A 17,449-nucleotide genomic window follows, 5' to 3' on the forward strand; every position below is an offset into this window, starting at 1 on the left:
GCCGGCTCCTCAGCCGGCGTAGCGCTCGGCCAGCTCGTCGTACCGCTCGCGCGAGGTCGCCACGATGCGGTGGTACTCGTCGGGGTCGAGCCGCAGGATCCGGAGCAGGGGCGCGACCTTGCGTCGCGTCGCGTGGCTCTCCGGCTCCTCCGGGTCGTCCTCGGGGGCCGTGATCTCGTACGACATCGCGCACGCCAGCCCCACGGCCGCGCTGACGGCGGACAGGTCCTCGTGCACCTCGTGGTGGTCGCGGATGCCGTCGACGATGGTCAACGGGAGACCCCACGCCTCGGCGACCGTGCCGCCGATGTCCGCGTGGGTGACGCCGAAGACCACCCGCTCGGTCTCGGTCACGTCGGTGCCGTCGGTCTCCGCGGCCAGGGCCAGCGAGTCCAGGATCTGCTTGCCGAAGTGCTGGGCCAGCACGACCTTGCCGAAGTCGTGCAGCAGCGCGGCGGTGCTCACCTCGGCCGGGACCTGGACACGGGCGCGGGAGCGGATCACCTCGGCTGCGATCGACGCAGCCACCGCGCGCTCCCAGAGCGCGCCGGGCCGGAGACCGTACGCCGGCAGCGCCTGCAGCATCCTGCCGCCGATGCGCGAGGCCAGGGTCAGCGACAGCAGCGTGCTGGGGCCGAGGCGCACCACGGCGTCGCGCACGGACGTGATCGTGGACCGGTGCCCGAGGGCGGCCGAGTTGGCCCGGCGCAGCAGGTCAGCAGTGAGCGAGACGTCGAGGGACACGGTCTCGGTGATCTCGCGGATGTCGGAGTCCGGGTCGGCGACCAGGGTTGCCAGTCGGGCGACGGTGTGGGGAAGGGGTTCGACGGACTCGGCTGCTGCCAGCAGATCCGCATGGTCGACGAGCGGCATGGCGGTCACGAAGACCTGATCGGCACGCCGGGATGCGACCTGAGGGAAACGGTTCAGAATCCTTCGATCCGCAGGATCGTGCCGGTGTAGGTGACGACGTAGGCGACGTCGCCGACGAGCTCCATCGACGTGGGCTGGTCGAGCTTGCGCACGACGGTCCGGAAGGTTCCGTCGGCGCGTACGACGACGATCTCGCCCGTGCGGTGCTTGGCCGGGAAGCCCTCGTTGGCCGGGGTCGGCTCGAGGTTCCAGTAGCCCTGCAGGAGTCCGTACATCGGTCCGCCGTCCTGCTCCGCGTCGAGGATGAGCCCGCGGTTGCCGCGGTAGCCCGCCCCCCACCGCGCGACGACCTTCGAGGTGCCGTCGGGGCGCACCTCACGGATCTTGGCGGTGATCGGCAGGTGCGGGATCGGACCCGCCAGGGTCAGGAAGATCCGGTCGCCCACCACCTCCAGGCCCAGGGGTACGGCGTCGGTGCTGCCGAAGCCGACCAGCTCGCTGATCCGGCCGTTCCGGTTGACCCGGATCACCCGACCGAGGTGCGCATCGGTGACGAGGAACCCGCCGCGCCACACGTCCATGGAGTACTGGACGCCCTGCCCGACGAACCAGTCGGGGTCGGAGGGCGGGTGGTTGCGCGACCACGTGCCCAGGTCGGCGAACACCGAGAAGGCGCCGTTCTTCCGGAGCCGGTAGATGCCCATCAGGTCGTCGGGCCCGCCTGCGTCGGCACCCGCGACGCTGACCAGCACGTAGGCCACGTCGCCGATGAACGAGACGTCCATCGGTCCGCCGACCCCGAACCCCGGGATCTGCGTCGGAAGGCCTCGCCCGACCACTGTGGCCGCACCGGTGTCGGGGTCGATGCGCAGCAGCTTCCCGCCGAGGCTGTGGGTGACGTAGAGGGCGCCGTCAGGGCCGATGGTGCTGCCCGACCCGAGCCCGCCGAGCGCCTTCGAGCTGAGGACCGTGACGTCAGGACCGGGGGGCGCCTGCGGCCGGGCCTGCGCGCCGGTGATCGGCAGTGCACAGGCGACTGCGAGGGCCAGTGTGACCAGGGTGGTGCGCCAACGCGTCATGATCCTTCTCCGATGCTCGAGGCTGAGGAGTCGGGTCGCCGACCATGCGCCGCGTGGCTATCGCCGTCCTCGTGAGGTCGCCGACTTGACCGCTCCGACGAGCGTGCTCCCGGGCACCTCGCAAGTCAAAGTGCTCCAGACCGCGCGTCCAATCAGCCATCACCAGGTCGCGGCGTGGCAGTCCTGGCTGGCGCGGGACTCGACCTGGAGGGTCGCGTGCTCGATGTGGTGCTTCGCGCGCATCACCGCGCGCGCGTCGTCGAGCACCTGCTGGCCGGAGGTCGAGTCCTCGACGACGAGGTGTGCGGTGGCGACGTACATCCCGGACGTGAGGGTCCAGACGTGGAGGTCGTGGACATCGGCGACGCCCGTGACCGCCTCGAGGTCGCGGACGACCTCCTCGAGCTCCATCCCCTCGGGCACGTGCTGGCCGAGCACGGCGAGCACCTCGCGGCCGAGCACGACGGCCCGGACGGCGACGAAGACCCCGATGGCCAGGGCGACGACGGTGTCCCACCAGCCTTGCCCGGTGGTCGCCACGAGCACGCCGGCGAGGATCACGCCGACGCTGCCGGCGGCGTCGGCGACGACCTCGTAGTAGGCGCCCTTGACGTTGAGCGACTCCTCGGAGCCGCCGCGCAGCAGCACGATCGAGACGAGGTTGATCACCAGGCCGATGGCGCCGACCGCGAGCACCGGGCCGGCCGCCACGTCGACGTCCTCGCCCATCCGGCCGAGCGCCTCGACGACGACGTACGCCGATACGCCGAGCATGATGAGGACGGTCAGCCCGGAGGCGAAGATCTCGGCGCGGTAGGACCCGTAGCTCCGGCGCCCGGTCCGGTCGGGACGGGCGGCGATCTTGGTCGCGGCCAGCGCTGCGCCGAGGGCCACCACGTCGGCGGCCATGTGGCCGGCGTCGGAGATCAGCGCGAGCGAGCCGGAGAGCAGGCCGACGACGAGCTCGACGGCGAAGAACGCGCCGACCAGGCCGAAGGCCACGCCCAGCCGCCAGCGGTGCCGCGCACCGGCGTGCGCACCGTGCCCGCCGCCGTGCCCTCCTCCGTGCCCTCCTCCGTGGGAGTGTCCGCTGCCCATCAGGCGTCCCGCCCGTGCGCCTCGTCGGTGTGGAGTCGGTGGACCACCGCGACCTGGTCGGGGTGGTTGGCGTGGTCGGCGTGGAACAGCGCCTCGTCGAGCAGGCGGTGCACGTGCTCGTCGGCCGCGGTGTAGTAGGCGTACGTCCCCTCCCGGCGCACCTGCACCAGCCCCGCCAGCCGGAGCTTGGCCAGGTGCTGGCTCACCACCGACGAGCTCGCGCCCACGCGCTCGGCGAGCTCGTTGACCGAGGACTCGCCGTGCAGCAGCGCCCAGAGGATCTTGATGCGCCGCCGGTCGGCGAGCATCCGGAAGGCCTCGACGGCGAGGTCCACCTGGTCGTCGGTCGGCAGCTCGGTGCGCCGGTCACGCTCGCTCATGCTCGCAGCATATCTGCACGATCGCGCAGATAAGCAACTATGCGGACACTCAGCGTTCCTCGATGGTGACCGTCTCCATGAACAGCCGCTGCGCGAAGGCCTCGCCGCCCATACCGAGGCGCTCCATGGCCGTCATCCGGTCGACCACGGCCATCCCCTTCAGCACCCGGCCGAAGGTGGTGTGCACCGGGTCGGTGGCGAAGCCGGCGTCGAACTCCTTGCCGTAGGCGATCCAGAACTCGCTGCCGGCGGTCCAGGGTTGCCCGAGCCCGGCCGTGGTGACGGTCCCGATCGGGTAGCCCTCGCGCTGGGCGAGGTCGAGCTCGTCGGGGAGCGTGTAGCCGACGTCCCACCCGACGGCGTCGGTGCCGCTGCCGGCCTGGACGGCGGAGATCGCGCCGTAGTCGCGGTAGACCTCGAGGCCGTCGTAGAAGCCCTGCTCGGCGAGGAAGACGAAGGAGTTCACCGCCACCGGGGCGTCGTCCTCGAGCAGGTCGATGACGATCGGCCCGCACGACGTCTGGATCCGGGCGACGTAGTCCACGCCGTCCTCGAGCACCTGCGCCGGACCTCCCGGGAAGCGCGGTCGGCTCGCCCGCGCGTTGGCGGGCGCGTCGGCGCCACAAGCGACGGGCCGGTCGTCGCGCGCAGGCTTCTCGCCGCTGTCCACGGGGGTGCCCGGCTCGACGGTGTAGTCCTCGGCCACCACCTCTCCTGCGGCGCGCGACTCGTTGGCGGCGGAGGCCTGTGCCTCGCCGGACGCCTCCGCGTCGATCAGCTCCGTGTCCTCGGCCTGCGGCTCCCCGGTGTCGCCGGGGTCGTCACGTCCGGCGAGGGCGACCACGCCACCAACGACCAGCGCGACGGCCACAGCCGCGCCGACGCCGACGAGTGTCGTACGACGACGGCGCGCCGCGGCCAGCCGCTGCTGCTCACGCTCCCACTGCTCGCGCTCGGCCTTCTGGCGGGCCTTGCGCTGCTTGTTGCTGCTCACGGGTGCGAGCGTACGGGCGCCCCTGCGCGGGGTGCTGTTGCGATCGGCTCGTGGTCAGCCGCCGGCGACCACCGGCTCCCCCGAGTCCCACACGTTGCCGCGCCACTCGTTGCCGGCGGCCGAGGCCTGGAAGCCCGTCGCCGGTCCGTAGACGCCGCACCGGCGGTTGGAACCGCGCTCGAAGACGTTGTCGATGAAGCGGATCTGCGTCGCGACCGGGTAGGGCTTGCTCGGGGAGTAGCCGCCGTAGGCGCAGTAGGAGATCGACGAGGCGTTCGCCTTCAGCAGGTTGTCCTCGACGAGGACGTCACGCACGGGGCCGAAGTCGCCGAAGAGGGAGACATCGGCCGTGCACCCGCCGTCGTTGCGGTTGAGGACCGAGTCGCAGTAGAGCGTGTTGTGCCGCAGCACGATCCCCTGGCCGCCGTTGGTGAGGAAGGCGTTCGTGTGGAAGCTGCCGCCGTCGGGGTTGTACTGGGCGTGGAGCCACGAGTCGACGATGGTGCAGTTGTCCTCGCAGTGCACCGAGTGCTGGCCACCGGTCACGTCGACGCGGGTGGCGGTGATGTTGGAGCCCCAGAGCGCGCCGTCCGACCACGCACCGGCGAACACCTCGCTGTCGCGGATGTCGAGGCTCTGGCCGGCGTCGGTCACCTCGACGCGGGGGACCCGGCTGTTGCGGATCGTGAACGAGAACGGGTGGTAGGCGACGAGCTCGCTGCACTTCGCGCGGACGTCCTTGCCGTCGATGACCACGGACGAGCCGTCGGACTGACGGAAGATGCACGGCCCGGTGTACGGCTCGAGGGTGACCCCGGCGGGTACGCCGGTGTTGGACGAGTCCGGGAAGCCCGTGGGGTTGGGGGTCGGGGTGGGCGTCGGCGTCGGGGTCGGCGTCGGCGTGGGCGTCGGCGTGGGGGTCGGTGTCTCAGTGGGGGTGGGGGTCTCGGTCGGGGTGGGGGTCTCGGTGGGCGTCGGCGTTTCCGTGGGGGTCGGGGTCTCGGTGGGCGTCGGCGTCTCGGTGGGGGTCGGGGTCTCGGTGGGCGTCGGCGTCTCGGTGGAGGTCGGGGTCTCCGTGGGGGTGGGAGTCGGCGTGCCGCCGGGCGTGCCGTTCGCGGCCAGGAGCGCCTCGATCCGATCGAAGCGGCAGCGGTCGTAGGCGTACAGCTCGGACACGGAGACGCGCCCCGTGGGCTCCGGGCAGTCCGCGACGGCGGCGGGCGCCGCCCCGGGACCGGCGGCGTACCCGACGGCGGCGACGAGGCTGGCGGTGATGCCGATCGCGAGGCCGGCAGGGCCGAAGCGCCTGAGTGGTGACATGGGGGAGCTCCTTGCGGTGGGGTGTGGGGGCGTGCGCCAGTACCCGACGGGCGCCACGCGGGCGCGCGCCGGGACAGGCCTCACCGTCGTCGCGGTGGTGGCGCGGAGAGTGGGGGTGTGGTCCGCGTCATCGGCCAATTGGCACGATCCACCTCACGGCGGGGTCTTGCGACCGTACCGGCGGTTTCGCCGCGGTTGAACCTGTCGGCCGCGATCCGTCAGCGAGTTACCCACAATGTGCCCACGGGTGACTGGGGGCTCAGGCCCAGCTGCGCACGAAGTCCAGGAATCGCTGGGCCGGAGGGGCCAGCGGACGGTCCGTACGCCAGATGAGGGAGATGGTGCGGCGCGCGCCGGGCGTCGTGAGCGTGATCCCGACGGTGCCGGACACCCCGGCGAAGACCTCCGGGACGATGCCGACGCCGAGGCCGGCGGCGACCAGGCCCTCGATGGTGGCGAGGTCGGCGCTCTCGAAGGACACCTGCGGCGTGACCCCGGCGTCGGCGAACAGCTCGTCGACGAGGGCGCGGTGGCCGAAGCCCGACGGCACCATGACCATCTCCTCGTCGGCCAGCTCGGCCAGGCCGAGGCGCTTGCGCCGCGCGAGTCGGTGGGTGGCCGGCACGACGACGACCAGCCGCTCCTCCTGCACGGGCAGCCGCGCGTACCCCTCGGCGGGACCGGCCATCGTCAGGCCGAGCTCGGCCGCACCTCGGTCGAGGTCGCGCCGGATGTCGTGGGCCGGCTCCTGGCTGAGGACCACCTTGATTCCCGGCGCGTGCTCGTGGAAGCCGCGGAGCAGGCGCGGCAGCAGGGTGGTCGCCATCGAGTCGAGGAACGCGAGCCGTACGACGCCGGTGTCGGGGTCGAGCCGGTTGGCCAGCGCGGCGCGCAGCCGGTCGTGCCCGGCGACCAGCTCCTGCGCGGACTCCAGCACCAGCTCGCCGTCGGCGGTCAGCACGATGCCGGTGGGCACCCGCTCGAAGACCCGGACGCCGAGCTCGTCCTCGATCCTGGCCAGCGCCCGCGACAGCGTCGGCTGGCTGGTGCCGAGCGCCGAGGCCGCGTCGGTGACGTGGCCGTGCTCGGCCAGTGCGAGCAGCCACTCGAGGTCGCGGATCAGCACGAGCACCAGCATACGTAGAACGTATGGATCGGGACCGTTCGACACATTGGACGTATGCCGTCTAGCGGCGGACCATCGGACGGGTGAGCACCTCAGCCCCGCACCGATCGACGCACGTGACGACCGCCCGGGCGGAGTCGACGTACGTCCCGGGGACGGCGGGCTACCGCCGGGTGATGGCGGCGATGTTCGCCGCCGGCATGGCCACCTTCGTGCTGTTGTACGACGTCCAGGCGCTGCTGCCGGACCTCGTCCACGTCTTCCACGTCTCGCCGAGCCACAGCACCCTCGCGCTGTCGCTGACCACGGCGGCCCTCGCCGTCACGCTGCTGGTCGCCGGCCCGGTCTCCGAGGTCGTCGGTCGCACGCGGCTGATCCACCTGTCGTTGTGGTCGTCCGCAGCGGTCGCCCTCGGGTGTGCCCTCGCGCCGAGCTGGGACGTGCTCGTCGGGCTGCGGATGCTGCAGGGCGTGACCGTCGCGGGCCTGCCCGCGGTGGCGACGGCGTACCTGCGCGAGGAGGTGCACCCGGCCGCGCACGGTCGCGCCTTCGGGCTCTACATCGGCGGCACCGCCCTCGGCGGCATGGCCAGCCGGCTCGTGACCGCACCCATCGCCGACGTCGCGGGATGGCGGTGGGGACTGGCTGCGGCGGCGGTCTTCGCCTTCGTCGCAGCCGCGGTCGTCGCCCGGATGCTCCCCGCCTCGCGCCACTTCGTCCCCCGACCCGCACACCCCGCGGCCGTGCTCGCGATGGCCCGCGGCGCGCTGGGTGACCGCGCGCTGCTCGCCCTCTACCTGCTCGGGGCCTGCGCCGTCGGCTCGCTGGTCGCGGTGTTCAACGCGCTCGGCTTCCGCCTCAGCTCGGCGCCGTACGACCTCTCGGTCGGCACGATCAGCCTCGTCTTCCTGGTCTACGCCCTCGGGTCGGTGAGCTCGGCGGCGTCGGGGCGGATCGCGGACCGGATCGGCCGACGGGCGACGATCCCGGCGGGGTGCGCTCTCGCGCTGGGCGGGGTGTGGCTGACCACGAGCCATGCGCTGCCCGTGATCGTGCTGGGCATGGCCGTGCTGACCGCCGGCTTCTTCTGCGTGCACGGCCTGGCCAGCGGCTGGGTCACCGCGCGCGCCCACCTCGCCGGCGTGAGCACGAGCCAGGCCGCGGCGTTCTACCTGTTCGCCTACTACGTCGGCTCGTCGGTCTTCGGCAACCTCGGCAGCACCGCCTGGTCGCACGCCGGGTGGGGCGGCGTGGTCGCGCTGGCCACGGCGCTCCTCCTCACGGCCGCGGGCATGGTCGTCGTCCTGCGCCGAACGCCTGCCCTGCAGACGTAAGTCACGTACGTGAATCGAGGCCGTGTCCACGGTCGACATTCCGAAATGTGGAACCAAATTCGACAGTGTGAACCACGAGGGCTACCGTCGGGCCTTGGCTGTGGCGTGCGTCACAGCGTCGCCCAGCGAGGAGCCCGTCGTGCCCGTGCCCGTCTCCGCCTCCACCAACCCGGGGCGTGCGCGCGTCCGCGGACTCCTCCTGGGCGCCACGGCTCTCGCCGTGTCGCTCTCCGCGCTCGGCGGCGCGCCGGCCGTCGCGGCACCCGCGGCCGGGCCGGACGCCGTCCGGGCGGCGGTCGGTGACGAGGTCATCGCCTGGCGCGAGATCGAGCAGGGCACGATCACGGGCGGACCGGCGCAGAACTCCGGCGACCACGGCAACTTCTCCGGCACCGGGTCCTACACCTTCCGTGAGACCGGCATGCAGTCCGAGGTCGCCTTCACCGCGCCGGCGGCCGGCACCTACCCGGTGTGGATCCGGTACGCCGCAGGTCCGTTGACGCCGGAGGAGAACTTCACCCGCGCCATGGGCCTGGTCACGAACGGCACGTCGCGCCAGATCGTCAGCTACCCGCTCACCGGCAGCTGGGAGAGCTGGGCGTGGGCCCGGGCCGACGTCACCCTGACGGCAGGCGCCAACACGCTCGCGGTGCAGTGCGACCGTGCCCAGGAGATCTGCCGCCTCAACTTCGACGCCATCCAGGTCGGCGGCCTCGCGCCCGACACCTGCGCGCCGACCCCTGCCGCAGCGGACGCCGTACGCCTGTTCGACGGCACCTTCGACACCTTCGACCAGTGGCGCAAGGCGGGCGCGGGCGGTTTCGGCCGCCAGACCGACTGCTCGATCCGGGGCTTCCGCGGCCAGGGCACCACCTGGACGACCGCCCAGCACGACGGCCCCTACACCCTCGGCGTCGACTGGAAGCGGGGCGACGACGCGGCCGCCTCGAGCGTCTACGTCGCGTCGTCCGGCAACGGCGCCGCGCCGAGCAGCGGCTACCAGGTGCGCATCGGCCCCACGGACACCGCGACGATCCGGACCGCGGACGGCAGCATCACCCAGGCCGCCGACGCCGCAGCGTTGACCGCGGCGGGAGTCCAGGGGGTCGGCCAGTGGAACAGGTTCACGATCCAGGTCACGCCGCGCCGCATCCGCGTGCTGCTCAACGGCACCACCGTGAACAGCCTCGACCGCGTCGCGTCGATGAACGGCTACATCGGCCTGGAGAACCGCGCCGGCAGCGACGAGGTCAGCTTCCGCGACATCCAGCTCCAGCCGGGCGTCGACCTCGCCCAGCTCGCCGGCCCGGTCGGCAAGGCCGTGAAGGCCGACGGCACCACCGCCGACCCGGGCGCCGAGTCGACCCTCGGCAACCTCGTCGCCGAGGCGCAGCGCTGGGCGACCCGCGGGCCCTCCGGCGGCAACGCCAAGATCGCGCTCGTCAGCCCGACCTCCCTCGGCACCGACCTCGCCGCAGGTACGACGACCTACGACGAGGCCGCCGCGGCGGTGGCCTCCGAGCCGCTGGTCAACCTGCGCCTCACCGGCGCCCAGCTCAAGACCGTGCTCGAGCAGCAGTGGCAGCGCACCGCCGCCGACCAGGTCCCGGCCGGCTCGTTCCTGCGCCTCGGCGCCTCCTCCGGTTTCACGTGGACCGAGGACCCGACGCGGGCCGAGGGTGAACGGATCACCGGCATCTGGCTCAACGGCGCCGCCCTCGCGCCGAGCGGCACGTACTCCGTGACGGTCAGCCAGGCCCTCGCCGCCGGCGGCGACAACTTCCACGAGATCGCGAACGGCATCGGCCAGCGCGACCCCGGCGCGACCTCGGTCTCCGCCCTTGCGGGCTACCTCTCCGACGCGTCGACCGGCGGTCCGCTCGCACCCGAGCCGACCCAGCGGTCCGTCGCCGTCGTGTTCCCCGGTGGTGCGCCGGCGTCGTACGTCGCCGGCACGACGTTCGCCGTCGACCTCTCCTCCTGGTCGTTCTCGGCCGCGGGCGACCCGGTCGACAGCTCGGTCCAGGTGTCCGTCGCCGGCCGCTCGATCGGCAGCTTCGCCGTGGACGGCACCGCCAACGCAACGGCGTACGACGACCGGGGCAAGGTCGCCGTCCGCGCCACCCTGCCGGCCGACCTGGCCGCGGGCGCGCAGACGGTGACGATCACCGGCGCGACGACGGGCACGACCGTCCGGCTGCCGATCGTGGTGACCGCGGCACCCGCGCCGACGCCCACCCCGACGCCGACCCCGACGCCCACCCCGACTCCCGCGCCCACCCCGACGCCCCCTCCGGCCCCGGCCACGAAGGCGAAGCCGACCCTGGTGGTGAAGGTCAAGCCGGGCACGGTCGAGGCGAAGCGCACCCGTGCGCGGCTGGTCGTCACGCTGACGTCGACTGGTGCCACCCCGACCGGCAAGGTCAAGGTCGCTGTCGGCGGCAAGGTGCTCACCGGCACGCTGCGCGGCGGCAAGGTCACCGTCAAGCTGCCCGTGTTCGCGAAGCCGGGCAAGGCGAAGGTGAAGGTCTCCTACGCCGGGGATGCGTCGACGCTCGGTGCGGCGAAGACCGTGAAGATCCGGGCGGTGGCGGCCTGACGGCCGTCACTCCCGGACGGCGGTGATCACCCGCACGTTGCCCTCGTCGTCCTCGACCGACCCGACCTCGGCCCAGCCGGGGAAGCGGAGCACGCGCTTGTGCCAGTAGGGGCCCTGGCCCAGGCCGATCTCGAAGCAGAGGCGACCGCCGGGCCGCAGCCAGGTCGGGGCCTCCTGGACCAGCCGGCCGACGATCGAGAGCCCGAGGCTGCCGCCGTCGAAGGCCAGCCGGGGCTCGTGCTCCGAGATCTCGGGCGCCATCTCGCCGACCTTGGCCGAGGAGATGTAGGGCGGGTTGCAGATGACGACGTCGGCCTGGCCGTGCAGCTCCTCCGGGAGGGCGTCGAAGAGGTCGCCGTCGTAGAGCGTCACCCGGTCGGCGGCGTCGATGAAGAGCATGTTGGCGCGGGCCAGCCCGACCGCAGCCACCGACAGGTCGGCCGCGTGGATGGTGAGCTGCGGCTCGGCCACGGCGACTCCGGCGGCGAGGTTGCCGGCGCCGGTGCAGAGGTCGATGACGAGCGAGGCGTCGGTGGCGTGCACGAGGTCGAGCGCGGTGCGGCCGAGGATCTCGGTCTCGATCCGTGGCACCAGCGCCTCGGGGCCGGCCAGCAGCTCGACGCCCATGAAGCTCTGCCGCCCGGTGAGGTGCGCGAGCGGTGACCCGGTGACCCGCCGCTCGACCAGCGCGGCGAGGAGCCGCTCGCCCTCCGGCGTGAGGGGTTCGGGCTCCCGGTCGGCGGCCGCGACGACCGACAGCGGCGTTCCGGCCGCCATCGCCCAGAGCGCGCGCAGCGTCGAGTCCGGCGTCTCCTCGGGATGGTCGGGAAGGATCGACACCTCGGCCTCGAGGCGGGCGAGGTGGTGCCGGAAGAGGGCCGGCTCGGTCAGCTCGATGGTGTTCATCCGGACTCCGTCTGCGTGAGGACGTCGAGGAAGCGGGCCGCGAGCATCGCGGACCCGGCCTGGTTGAGGTGCTCCCGGTCGCCGTCGGCCCAGCCGGTGGCGAGGGAGGCGGTGCGGACCCCGTCGGCAGCGGTGCCCTCGGCGGCCGCGATGTCGAAGAGGTCGTCGTCGCCGTAGGCCTGGCGGACCAGCGCGTTGTAGCGCTCACGGGCCGCGTTGTCGTCACCGCGGACGACGACCTTGAGGTGCTGCTTGATGCCCGACGGCGCCGCGGTCAGCGGCACCGTGGTGTGGAGGAACCGCACGTCGGGGAAGTCGCGCTCGAGGGCGTCCATCGTCTCGCTGTAGGCCGCGAACACCGCGTCGACGTCGGTCTTCGCCGTGATGTCGGTGAAGCAGAGCTTCACCATCGCCACGTCCACGGTGTCGGCCATGCCGTCGCGCATGGTGGCGTCGAAGTTCGCGATCTTGCCGAGCGGGTCGCCGTTGACGCCGATCTCCGCGTGCACGATCGCGCCCTGCCCGTCGGGCAGCTGCGGGGGCGGGTCGCTCACCGCGACCTGGACGATCTCGGGCGCAGGCACGCCCTCCTCGTCGTACAGGCTCTGGAGGCCGTCCAGCAGGTTCCAGCCGACGGACATGTGCCCGATGAAGACGCGCTCTCCGGCGGCAGCGGTGAGCTCGGTCGGGCTGACCGACTCCGCGGCGTTGTCCGGCGAGGACTCCGGCTCGCGCGGCCCCCAGAAGCGCACGAGCACGACCGCGCCGACGGCCGCCACGACGACGGCGCCGAGCAGCACGCGCCTGACCACGGCGGACCTCATCCCCCTGCCCCCTTCACCCCGCCACGGTAGGAGCGGGGCGCGCCGACGGCGCCCGGGCGCGAGGAACTGCCGCATTCTGGGGATGGGCGCCCGCGCGCCCGATCCGACGCGCGAGCTGGAGGGAGGATCGGGACATGACCGACGTCGTCGCCGACATCTCCGTCTCCCTCGACGGCTACGTGACCGGACCGGACGCAGGACCGGACAACGGGCTCGGCGACGGCGGCGAGGCGCTGCACACGTGGGCCTTCTCCGACGACCCGGACGACCAGCGGATCGTCCGGGAATCGACCCGGCGCTCTGGTGCGGTCGTCCTCGGCCGGACGCTCTTCGACATCGTCGACGGGCCGGGCGGGTGGAACGACGAGGTCGGCTACGGCGCGGGCGAGGTGGGCAGGCCGCCGTTCGTCGTGGTCACGAGCAGCGCGCCGGAGGCCGTCCGGCTCACGGACCTCGACTGGACCTTCGTGACCTCGGGCATCGGCGACGCCGTGGCGACGGCACGCGAGCTCGCCGAGCGCGAGTCCCGCCGCCGCGACGCGTACGTCGACGTGGTGCTGATGGGCGGCGGGAGGTTGATCGGGACCGCCCTCGAGGCCGGCCTGGTGGACGTGCTCCGCCTCCACCTCGCCCCGGTCGTGCTCGGCGGTGGCACGCCGCTCTTCGTCGCGGGCGTCCCGGTCGGGTTCACGCAGGCCGAGGTCGTGTCGACCTCGACCGCCACCCATCTGACCTACGACGTGCGCTGAGGGCTGGTCCGCGGCCCGGGACCGTCCGGGTGGGCGAGGTCGTAGGACAGCGACACCTTCTGCGGCACGACCATCCGCCACGCCTCCACGACCAGCTCGCGCGCCTCGACCGGGTCGAGCTCGGCGAGCGTGGCGTGCACCCAGTTGAACCGCATGTCCGACTCACCGGGCAGCTGGAACCGCGGGTCGCTGTCGACGAGGGCCTGGCGCTCCTCATTCGGGAAGGCGAAGCCCATCACGGTCTCGTCGTGCGAGAACGCGACGTAGACGATCGAGCCGACCCGGAACTTCATCCGGCCCCGCACGGTCACCACGTAGGACCTGTCCAGTGCCTCTCCGAGAGGCAGGACGTCGTCGACGACCGCCATCTCCATCTCCCTCCGCCCGTGTGCACGAGTATCCGCCGATCCCTTTGCTTTGGCGAGGGCGAGAAACTAACTAACCAGACAGTTGATTAGCGCGAGCGTGCCCTCTACCGTGGTCCCACCGACGGATCCGCGGAGAGGAACGGCCGATGACAGGACACGAGGTGGGCGTCCGGCTCACCGTCGACGGCACCGAGCGACAGCTCGACCTGGACCCACGGGTCACCGTGCTCGACGCCCTGCGCGACGAGCTCGGCGTGACGTCGGTCAAGAAGGGCTGCGACCACGGCCAGTGCGGCGCCTGCACGGTGATCGCCGACGGCAGGCGGATCGTGTCGTGCCTCGCGCTCGCAGCGTCGTACGACGGCGCGGTGGTGACGACGGCCGCCGGACTCGGCACCGCCGACCGGCTGGGCCCGATGCAGCAGGCCTTCGCCGAGCGCGACGCCCTGCAGTGCGGCTACTGCACGCCCGGCCAGGTCTGCTCCGCGGTCGCGATGCTCGAGGAGGCGCGGGCCGGGATGCCGAGCCACGTCAGTCCCGACGTCCGTGACACCGACGTCGACCTCACCGACGCCGAGGTGCGCGAGCGGATGAGCGGCAACCTCTGCCGGTGCGGCGCCTACGTCAACATCGTCGCCGCCATCCAGGACGTGGCGCGGGCGACCGAAGGGGGAGCGGCATGAAGCCCTTCGCCTACGAGCGGGCCACGACCGTCGAGGAGGCAGTGACCCTCGCCGGTGACGGCGCGGTCTTCCTCGCCGGCGGCACCAACCTCGTCGACCACCTCCGGCTCGGCGTCCGCGAGGCCGACCGGCTCGTCGACATCACCCGCCTCCCGCTGGCCGAGGTGACCGAGCGTGCAGACGGCGGCCTGGTGATCGGCTCGGGCGTGCGCAACAGCGACCTCGCCGCGCACCCGCTGGTCCGCACCCGCTACCCCTTCGTCACCCAGGCGCTGGTCGCCGGCGCGTCCGGCCAGCTGCGCAACATGGCCACCACCGGCGGCAACCTCCTCCAGCGCACCCGGTGCGTCTACTTCCAGGACCTCACCACGCCCTGCAACAAGCGCGAGCCCGGCACCGGCTGCTCGGCCGCCGAGGGCTTCGGCCGCTACAACGCGCTCATCGGCACCTCCGACGACTGCGTCGCGGTCCACCCGTCCGACCTCTGCGTGCCGCTGGCCGCCCTCGATGCCGAGGTGGTCGTGACCGGGCCGGCCGGCGAGCGACGCATTCCCTTCGGTGACTTCCACCGCCTCCCCGGCGACCGGCCTGACCTCGACACCACGCTCGAGCCGGGCGAGCTGGTGCTCGCGGTGGAGCTGCCGCCGCTCGCCATGGCGGTCCGCTCGCGCTACCGCAAGGTCCGCGAGCGGGCGTCGTACGCCTTCGCGCTCGTGTCCGTCGCCGCCGCGCTCGACGTCGCCGACGGCGTCGTGCAGGACGTCCGCCTCGCGCTCGGCGGGGTGTCGCACAAGCCGCACCGCGCCCTGGTCGCCGAGGAGGCGCTGCGCGGGAGGCCCGCCACGGAGGCGGAGTTCCGCACCGCGATCGAGACCGAGCTCGAGGCCGCGCGACCCGGATCGCACAACGCGTTCAAGGTGCCACTGGTCCGCAACACCGTCGTCGACGTGCTGTCCGGGCTGGCCGAGGGAGGTGCGGCATGACCACCACGCTCGAGCCCGAGGCCACCACCGAGGCTGCCGAGAAGCCTGCGATCGGCAGCGACCGGATGCGGGTCGACGCCCCGCTCAAGGTCACCGGCACGGCGCCCTACGCCTACGAGCAACCGGTCGAGGAGCCGACGTACCTCTTCCCGCTCGTCTCGACGATCACGCGCGGTCGCATCACGGCCATCGACGACTCCGCGGCCACGGCGCTGCCCGGCGTGCGCCTCGTGCTCACCCACGCCAACGCGCCGCGCATCCGGGTGAAGACCGACGGAGCGCTCACCATCCTGCAGTCGCCCGACGTGCACCACCACGGGGAGTTCATCGGCGCCGTCGTCGCCGACTCCCCGCAGGTCGCCCGCGAGGCGGCCGGTCTCGTCCGCATCGAGTACGACGAGGAGCCGGCCGAGCTGGGCTTCGGGATCGAGCACCCGGGGTCGTTCGAGCCGCGCCGGGTCAACGCGTTCAAGCACGGGTCCTACGAGCGCGGCGACGTCGACACCGGGCTCGACGAGGGGATCCGCGTCGAGGCCGACTACACGACCCCGATGGAGTTCCACTCCCCGATCGAGCCGCACGCGGTCACCGCGATCTGGCACGACGTGTCCGCGCTCAACCCGCGCGCCACCCGGCTCACGCTCTTCGATGCCAACCAAGGGCCCGGCCTGCTCGGCACGCTGCTCGGACCGGTGCTCGGCCTGCTGCCCGGTCAGCTCGAGGTGATCTCGCCCTACGTCGGCGGCTCGTTCGGCACCAAGGGCTGGCCGCAGCCCCACCTCGTGCTCGTCGCGATGGCCGCGAAGCTGCTGCCCGGGCGCGCGGTGAAGTACGCGATGACCCGCCAGCAGATGTTCCGCAGCACCGGCCACCGCCCGCCGAGCGCGCAGCGGATCCGGCTCTCCGCCGACGCCGAGGGCCGGTTGATCGCGCTCGACCACCAGAGCTGGGCGCCGACCGCGCGGACCAAGGTGTTCGTGGAGCAGACCGTCAGCGCCACCCGGATGATGTACGACGTCCCGCACCTGCGCACGATCCACCACGCGGTCAGCCAGGACGCGGCGCCCGGGATGTTCATGCGCGCCCCGGGCGAGTTCACCGGGATGTTCGCGCTGGAGACCGCGCTCGACGAGCTGGCCGTGGCGACCGGCATCGACCCGGTCGAGCTGCGCGTCCGCAACGAGCCGGAGTGGGACCCCGAGACCGGCAAGCCGTTCAGCACCCGCAACCTGCTCGCCTGTCTGCGGGAGGGCGCCGCGCGCTTCGGGTGGGCCGACCGGACGCCGCCGGGCGAGCAGCGCGACGGCGAGTGGCAGGTCGGCATCGGCGTCGCGAGTGCGACGTACCCCAACCAGCACTTCGTGCCCAACCGGGCGGGCATCCGCTTCACCGAGGGGCGGTGGTCGGTCGAGCTCCAGGCCAGCGACATCGGCACCGGCGCGTGGACGATCCTCCCGCAGATCGCGGCCGACACCCTCGGCGTGCCGGTCGACCGGGTCGACGCCGAGATCGGCCGCACCGGGCTGCCGTGGGCGATCATGGCTGGCGGCTCGGTCGGCACCTACGACTGGGGCGACGCCGTGATCGCGGCTGCCACGAAGTTCCGGCGCAAGCACGGCGACTCCCCGAAGGAGGGCGCCTTCGAGACCGCCGCCGGGCGGCTCCCGCGCGGCGCGCGCGGCTACTCGCGGCACTCCTTCGGCGCCCACTTCGCGCAGGTGCGCGTCAGCACCGTGACCGGCGAGGTGCGGGTCGACCGGATGCTCGGCGTCTTCGCGGCGGGGCGGATCATCAACCCGCGCACCGCGCGCAGCCAGCTGATCGGCGGCATGACGATGGGCCTTTCGGCGGCGCTGCACGAGGAGGGCTACCTCGACGAGCGCTTCGGCCACGTCGTCAACGGCGACCTCGCCGGCTACCACGTCGCGGCGCACGCCGACGTGGTCGGCCTCGAGGCGATCACCGTGGAGGAGCACGACCCGTGGTTCGGCCGCACCGGCGCCAAGGGCATCGGCGAGCTGGGCATCGTCGGCGCGCCGGCGGCGATCGGCAACGCGATCTTCAATGCGACCGGCGTACGACTCCGGGACCTGCCGTTCACTCCAGACAGGCTGCTGACGGCGTGGGGGTGAG

The 17,449-nt window shown here is 72.8% G+C and carries 16 protein-coding genes; 6 read left to right on the forward strand and 10 right to left on the reverse strand.

Features of this window, described 5'->3' with window-relative positions:
• Positions 1-9: 9 nt before the first annotated feature.
• The 7 genes from J2X46_RS10350 to J2X46_RS10380 all read right to left on the reverse strand — a co-directional run bounded on the left by J2X46_RS10350 (position 10) and on the right by J2X46_RS10380 (position 6,882).
• Positions 10-873, reverse strand: coding sequence for an HDOD domain-containing protein (locus J2X46_RS10350; protein WP_310250715.1), 864 nt, complete (start codon positions 871-873; stop codon positions 10-12).
• Positions 874-926: 53 nt separating this feature from the next.
• Entirely contained in the window at positions 927-1,952 is a 1,026-nt protein-coding gene (locus J2X46_RS10355) for a hypothetical protein (protein ID WP_310249831.1), read from the reverse strand.
• Positions 1,953-2,111: 159 nt separating this feature from the next.
• The gene (locus J2X46_RS10360) at positions 2,112-3,050 is read right to left on the reverse strand and encodes a cation diffusion facilitator family transporter (protein ID WP_310249833.1); all 939 of its coding nucleotides are present in this window, start codon (positions 3,048-3,050) and stop codon (positions 2,112-2,114) included.
• Entirely contained in the window at positions 3,050-3,430 is a 381-nt protein-coding gene (locus J2X46_RS10365) for a metalloregulator ArsR/SmtB family transcription factor (RefSeq protein WP_310249836.1), read from the reverse strand. The genes J2X46_RS10360 and J2X46_RS10365 overlap by 1 nt, the downstream gene beginning before the upstream one ends.
• 49 nt (positions 3,431-3,479) lie before the next feature.
• A complete protein-coding gene (locus J2X46_RS10370) occupies positions 3,480-4,424 on the reverse strand; it encodes a peptidylprolyl isomerase (RefSeq protein ID WP_310249838.1) in 945 nt (314 codons plus the stop codon).
• A gap of 54 nt (positions 4,425-4,478) precedes the next feature.
• A complete protein-coding gene (locus J2X46_RS10375) occupies positions 4,479-5,744 on the reverse strand; it encodes a hypothetical protein (RefSeq protein ID WP_310249840.1) in 1,266 nt (421 codons plus the stop codon).
• A 259-nt stretch (positions 5,745-6,003) separates the two neighbouring features.
• Positions 6,004-6,882, reverse strand: coding sequence for a LysR family transcriptional regulator (locus tag J2X46_RS10380; RefSeq protein WP_310249842.1), 879 nt, complete (start codon positions 6,880-6,882; stop codon positions 6,004-6,006).
• A 71-nt stretch (positions 6,883-6,953) separates the two neighbouring features.
• Here J2X46_RS10380 and J2X46_RS10385 point away from each other — a divergent pair, with 71 nt between their 5' ends.
• Together J2X46_RS10385 and J2X46_RS10390 are read left to right on the forward strand one after the other, a co-directional pair.
• Entirely contained in the window at positions 6,954-8,204 is a 1,251-nt protein-coding gene (locus tag J2X46_RS10385; RefSeq protein WP_310249844.1) for an MFS transporter, read from the forward strand.
• A 139-nt stretch (positions 8,205-8,343) separates the two neighbouring features.
• Positions 8,344-10,803, forward strand: a complete 2,460-nt coding sequence (locus J2X46_RS10390; protein ID WP_310249846.1) for a 5'-nucleotidase C-terminal domain-containing protein — start codon at positions 8,344-8,346, stop codon at positions 10,801-10,803.
• Positions 10,804-10,809: 6 nt separating this feature from the next.
• Here the strand turns inward: J2X46_RS10390 and J2X46_RS10395 are convergent, their stop codons facing one another.
• On the reverse strand, positions 10,810-11,709 hold the full coding sequence (locus J2X46_RS10395) for a HemK family protein methyltransferase (protein ID WP_310249848.1): 900 nt from the start codon (positions 11,707-11,709) through the stop codon (positions 10,810-10,812).
• Positions 11,706-12,533, reverse strand: a complete 828-nt coding sequence (locus tag J2X46_RS10400) for a hypothetical protein (RefSeq protein ID WP_310249850.1) — start codon at positions 12,531-12,533, stop codon at positions 11,706-11,708. Before J2X46_RS10400 ends, J2X46_RS10395 begins: the two co-directional genes overlap by 4 nt.
• A gap of 134 nt (positions 12,534-12,667) precedes the next feature.
• Between J2X46_RS10400 and J2X46_RS10405 the strand changes: the two genes are divergently transcribed.
• On the forward strand, positions 12,668-13,282 hold the full coding sequence (locus J2X46_RS10405) for a dihydrofolate reductase family protein (RefSeq protein WP_310249852.1): 615 nt from the start codon (positions 12,668-12,670) through the stop codon (positions 13,280-13,282).
• Here J2X46_RS10405 and J2X46_RS10410 read toward each other — a convergent pair.
• The gene (locus J2X46_RS10410; RefSeq protein WP_310249854.1) at positions 13,267-13,650 is read right to left on the reverse strand and encodes an MmcQ/YjbR family DNA-binding protein; all 384 of its coding nucleotides are present in this window, start codon (positions 13,648-13,650) and stop codon (positions 13,267-13,269) included. The genes J2X46_RS10405 and J2X46_RS10410 overlap by 16 nt on opposite strands.
• Before the next feature lie 146 nt (positions 13,651-13,796).
• On the opposite strand from J2X46_RS10410, the gene J2X46_RS10415 reads away from it, so the two are divergent.
• The 3 genes from J2X46_RS10415 to J2X46_RS10425 are packed head-to-tail and all read left to right on the forward strand — an operon-like array spanning position 13,797 to position 17,448.
• Positions 13,797-14,333, forward strand: a complete 537-nt coding sequence (locus J2X46_RS10415) for a 2Fe-2S iron-sulfur cluster-binding protein (protein ID WP_310249855.1) — start codon at positions 13,797-13,799, stop codon at positions 14,331-14,333.
• Positions 14,330-15,316, forward strand: a complete 987-nt coding sequence (locus tag J2X46_RS10420; RefSeq protein ID WP_310249857.1) for a xanthine dehydrogenase family protein subunit M — start codon at positions 14,330-14,332, stop codon at positions 15,314-15,316. Before J2X46_RS10415 ends, J2X46_RS10420 begins: the two co-directional genes overlap by 4 nt.
• Positions 15,313-17,448, forward strand: coding sequence for a xanthine dehydrogenase family protein molybdopterin-binding subunit (locus J2X46_RS10425; RefSeq protein ID WP_310249859.1), 2,136 nt, complete (start codon positions 15,313-15,315; stop codon positions 17,446-17,448). Before J2X46_RS10420 ends, J2X46_RS10425 begins: the two co-directional genes overlap by 4 nt.
• The last annotated feature ends 1 nt before the right edge of the window (position 17,449 follow it).

Source organism: Nocardioides sp. BE266 (assembly GCF_031457855.1).
Lineage (GTDB): Bacteria > Actinomycetota > Actinomycetes > Propionibacteriales > Nocardioidaceae > Nocardioides.

Bases quoted from the DNA above. Each gene is read 5' to 3' on its own strand.
- J2X46_RS10350 (WP_310250715.1), bottom strand. From the start codon at position 873: ATGCCGCTCGTCGACCATGCGGATCTGCTGGCAGCAGCCGAGTCCGTC.
- J2X46_RS10355 (WP_310249831.1), bottom strand. From the start codon at position 1,952: ATGACGCGTTGGCGCACCACCCTGGTCACACTGGCCCTCGCAGTCGCC.
- J2X46_RS10360 (WP_310249833.1), bottom strand. From the start codon at position 3,050: ATGGGCAGCGGACACTCCCACGGAGGAGGGCACGGAGGAGGGCACGGC.
- J2X46_RS10365 (WP_310249836.1), bottom strand. From the start codon at position 3,430: ATGAGCGAGCGTGACCGGCGCACCGAGCTGCCGACCGACGACCAGGTG.
- J2X46_RS10375 (WP_310249840.1), bottom strand. From the start codon at position 5,744: ATGTCACCACTCAGGCGCTTCGGCCCTGCCGGCCTCGCGATCGGCATC.
- J2X46_RS10380 (WP_310249842.1), bottom strand. From the start codon at position 6,882: ATGCTGGTGCTCGTGCTGATCCGCGACCTCGAGTGGCTGCTCGCACTG.
- J2X46_RS10395 (WP_310249848.1), bottom strand. From the start codon at position 11,709: ATGAACACCATCGAGCTGACCGAGCCGGCCCTCTTCCGGCACCACCTC.
- J2X46_RS10400 (WP_310249850.1), bottom strand. From the start codon at position 12,533: ATGAGGTCCGCCGTGGTCAGGCGCGTGCTGCTCGGCGCCGTCGTCGTG.
- J2X46_RS10405 (WP_310249852.1), top strand. From the start codon at position 12,668: ATGACCGACGTCGTCGCCGACATCTCCGTCTCCCTCGACGGCTACGTG.
- J2X46_RS10410 (WP_310249854.1), bottom strand. From the start codon at position 13,650: ATGGCGGTCGTCGACGACGTCCTGCCTCTCGGAGAGGCACTGGACAGG.
- J2X46_RS10415 (WP_310249855.1), top strand. From the start codon at position 13,797: ATGACAGGACACGAGGTGGGCGTCCGGCTCACCGTCGACGGCACCGAG.
- J2X46_RS10420 (WP_310249857.1), top strand. From the start codon at position 14,330: ATGAAGCCCTTCGCCTACGAGCGGGCCACGACCGTCGAGGAGGCAGTG.
- J2X46_RS10425 (WP_310249859.1), top strand. From the start codon at position 15,313: ATGACCACCACGCTCGAGCCCGAGGCCACCACCGAGGCTGCCGAGAAG.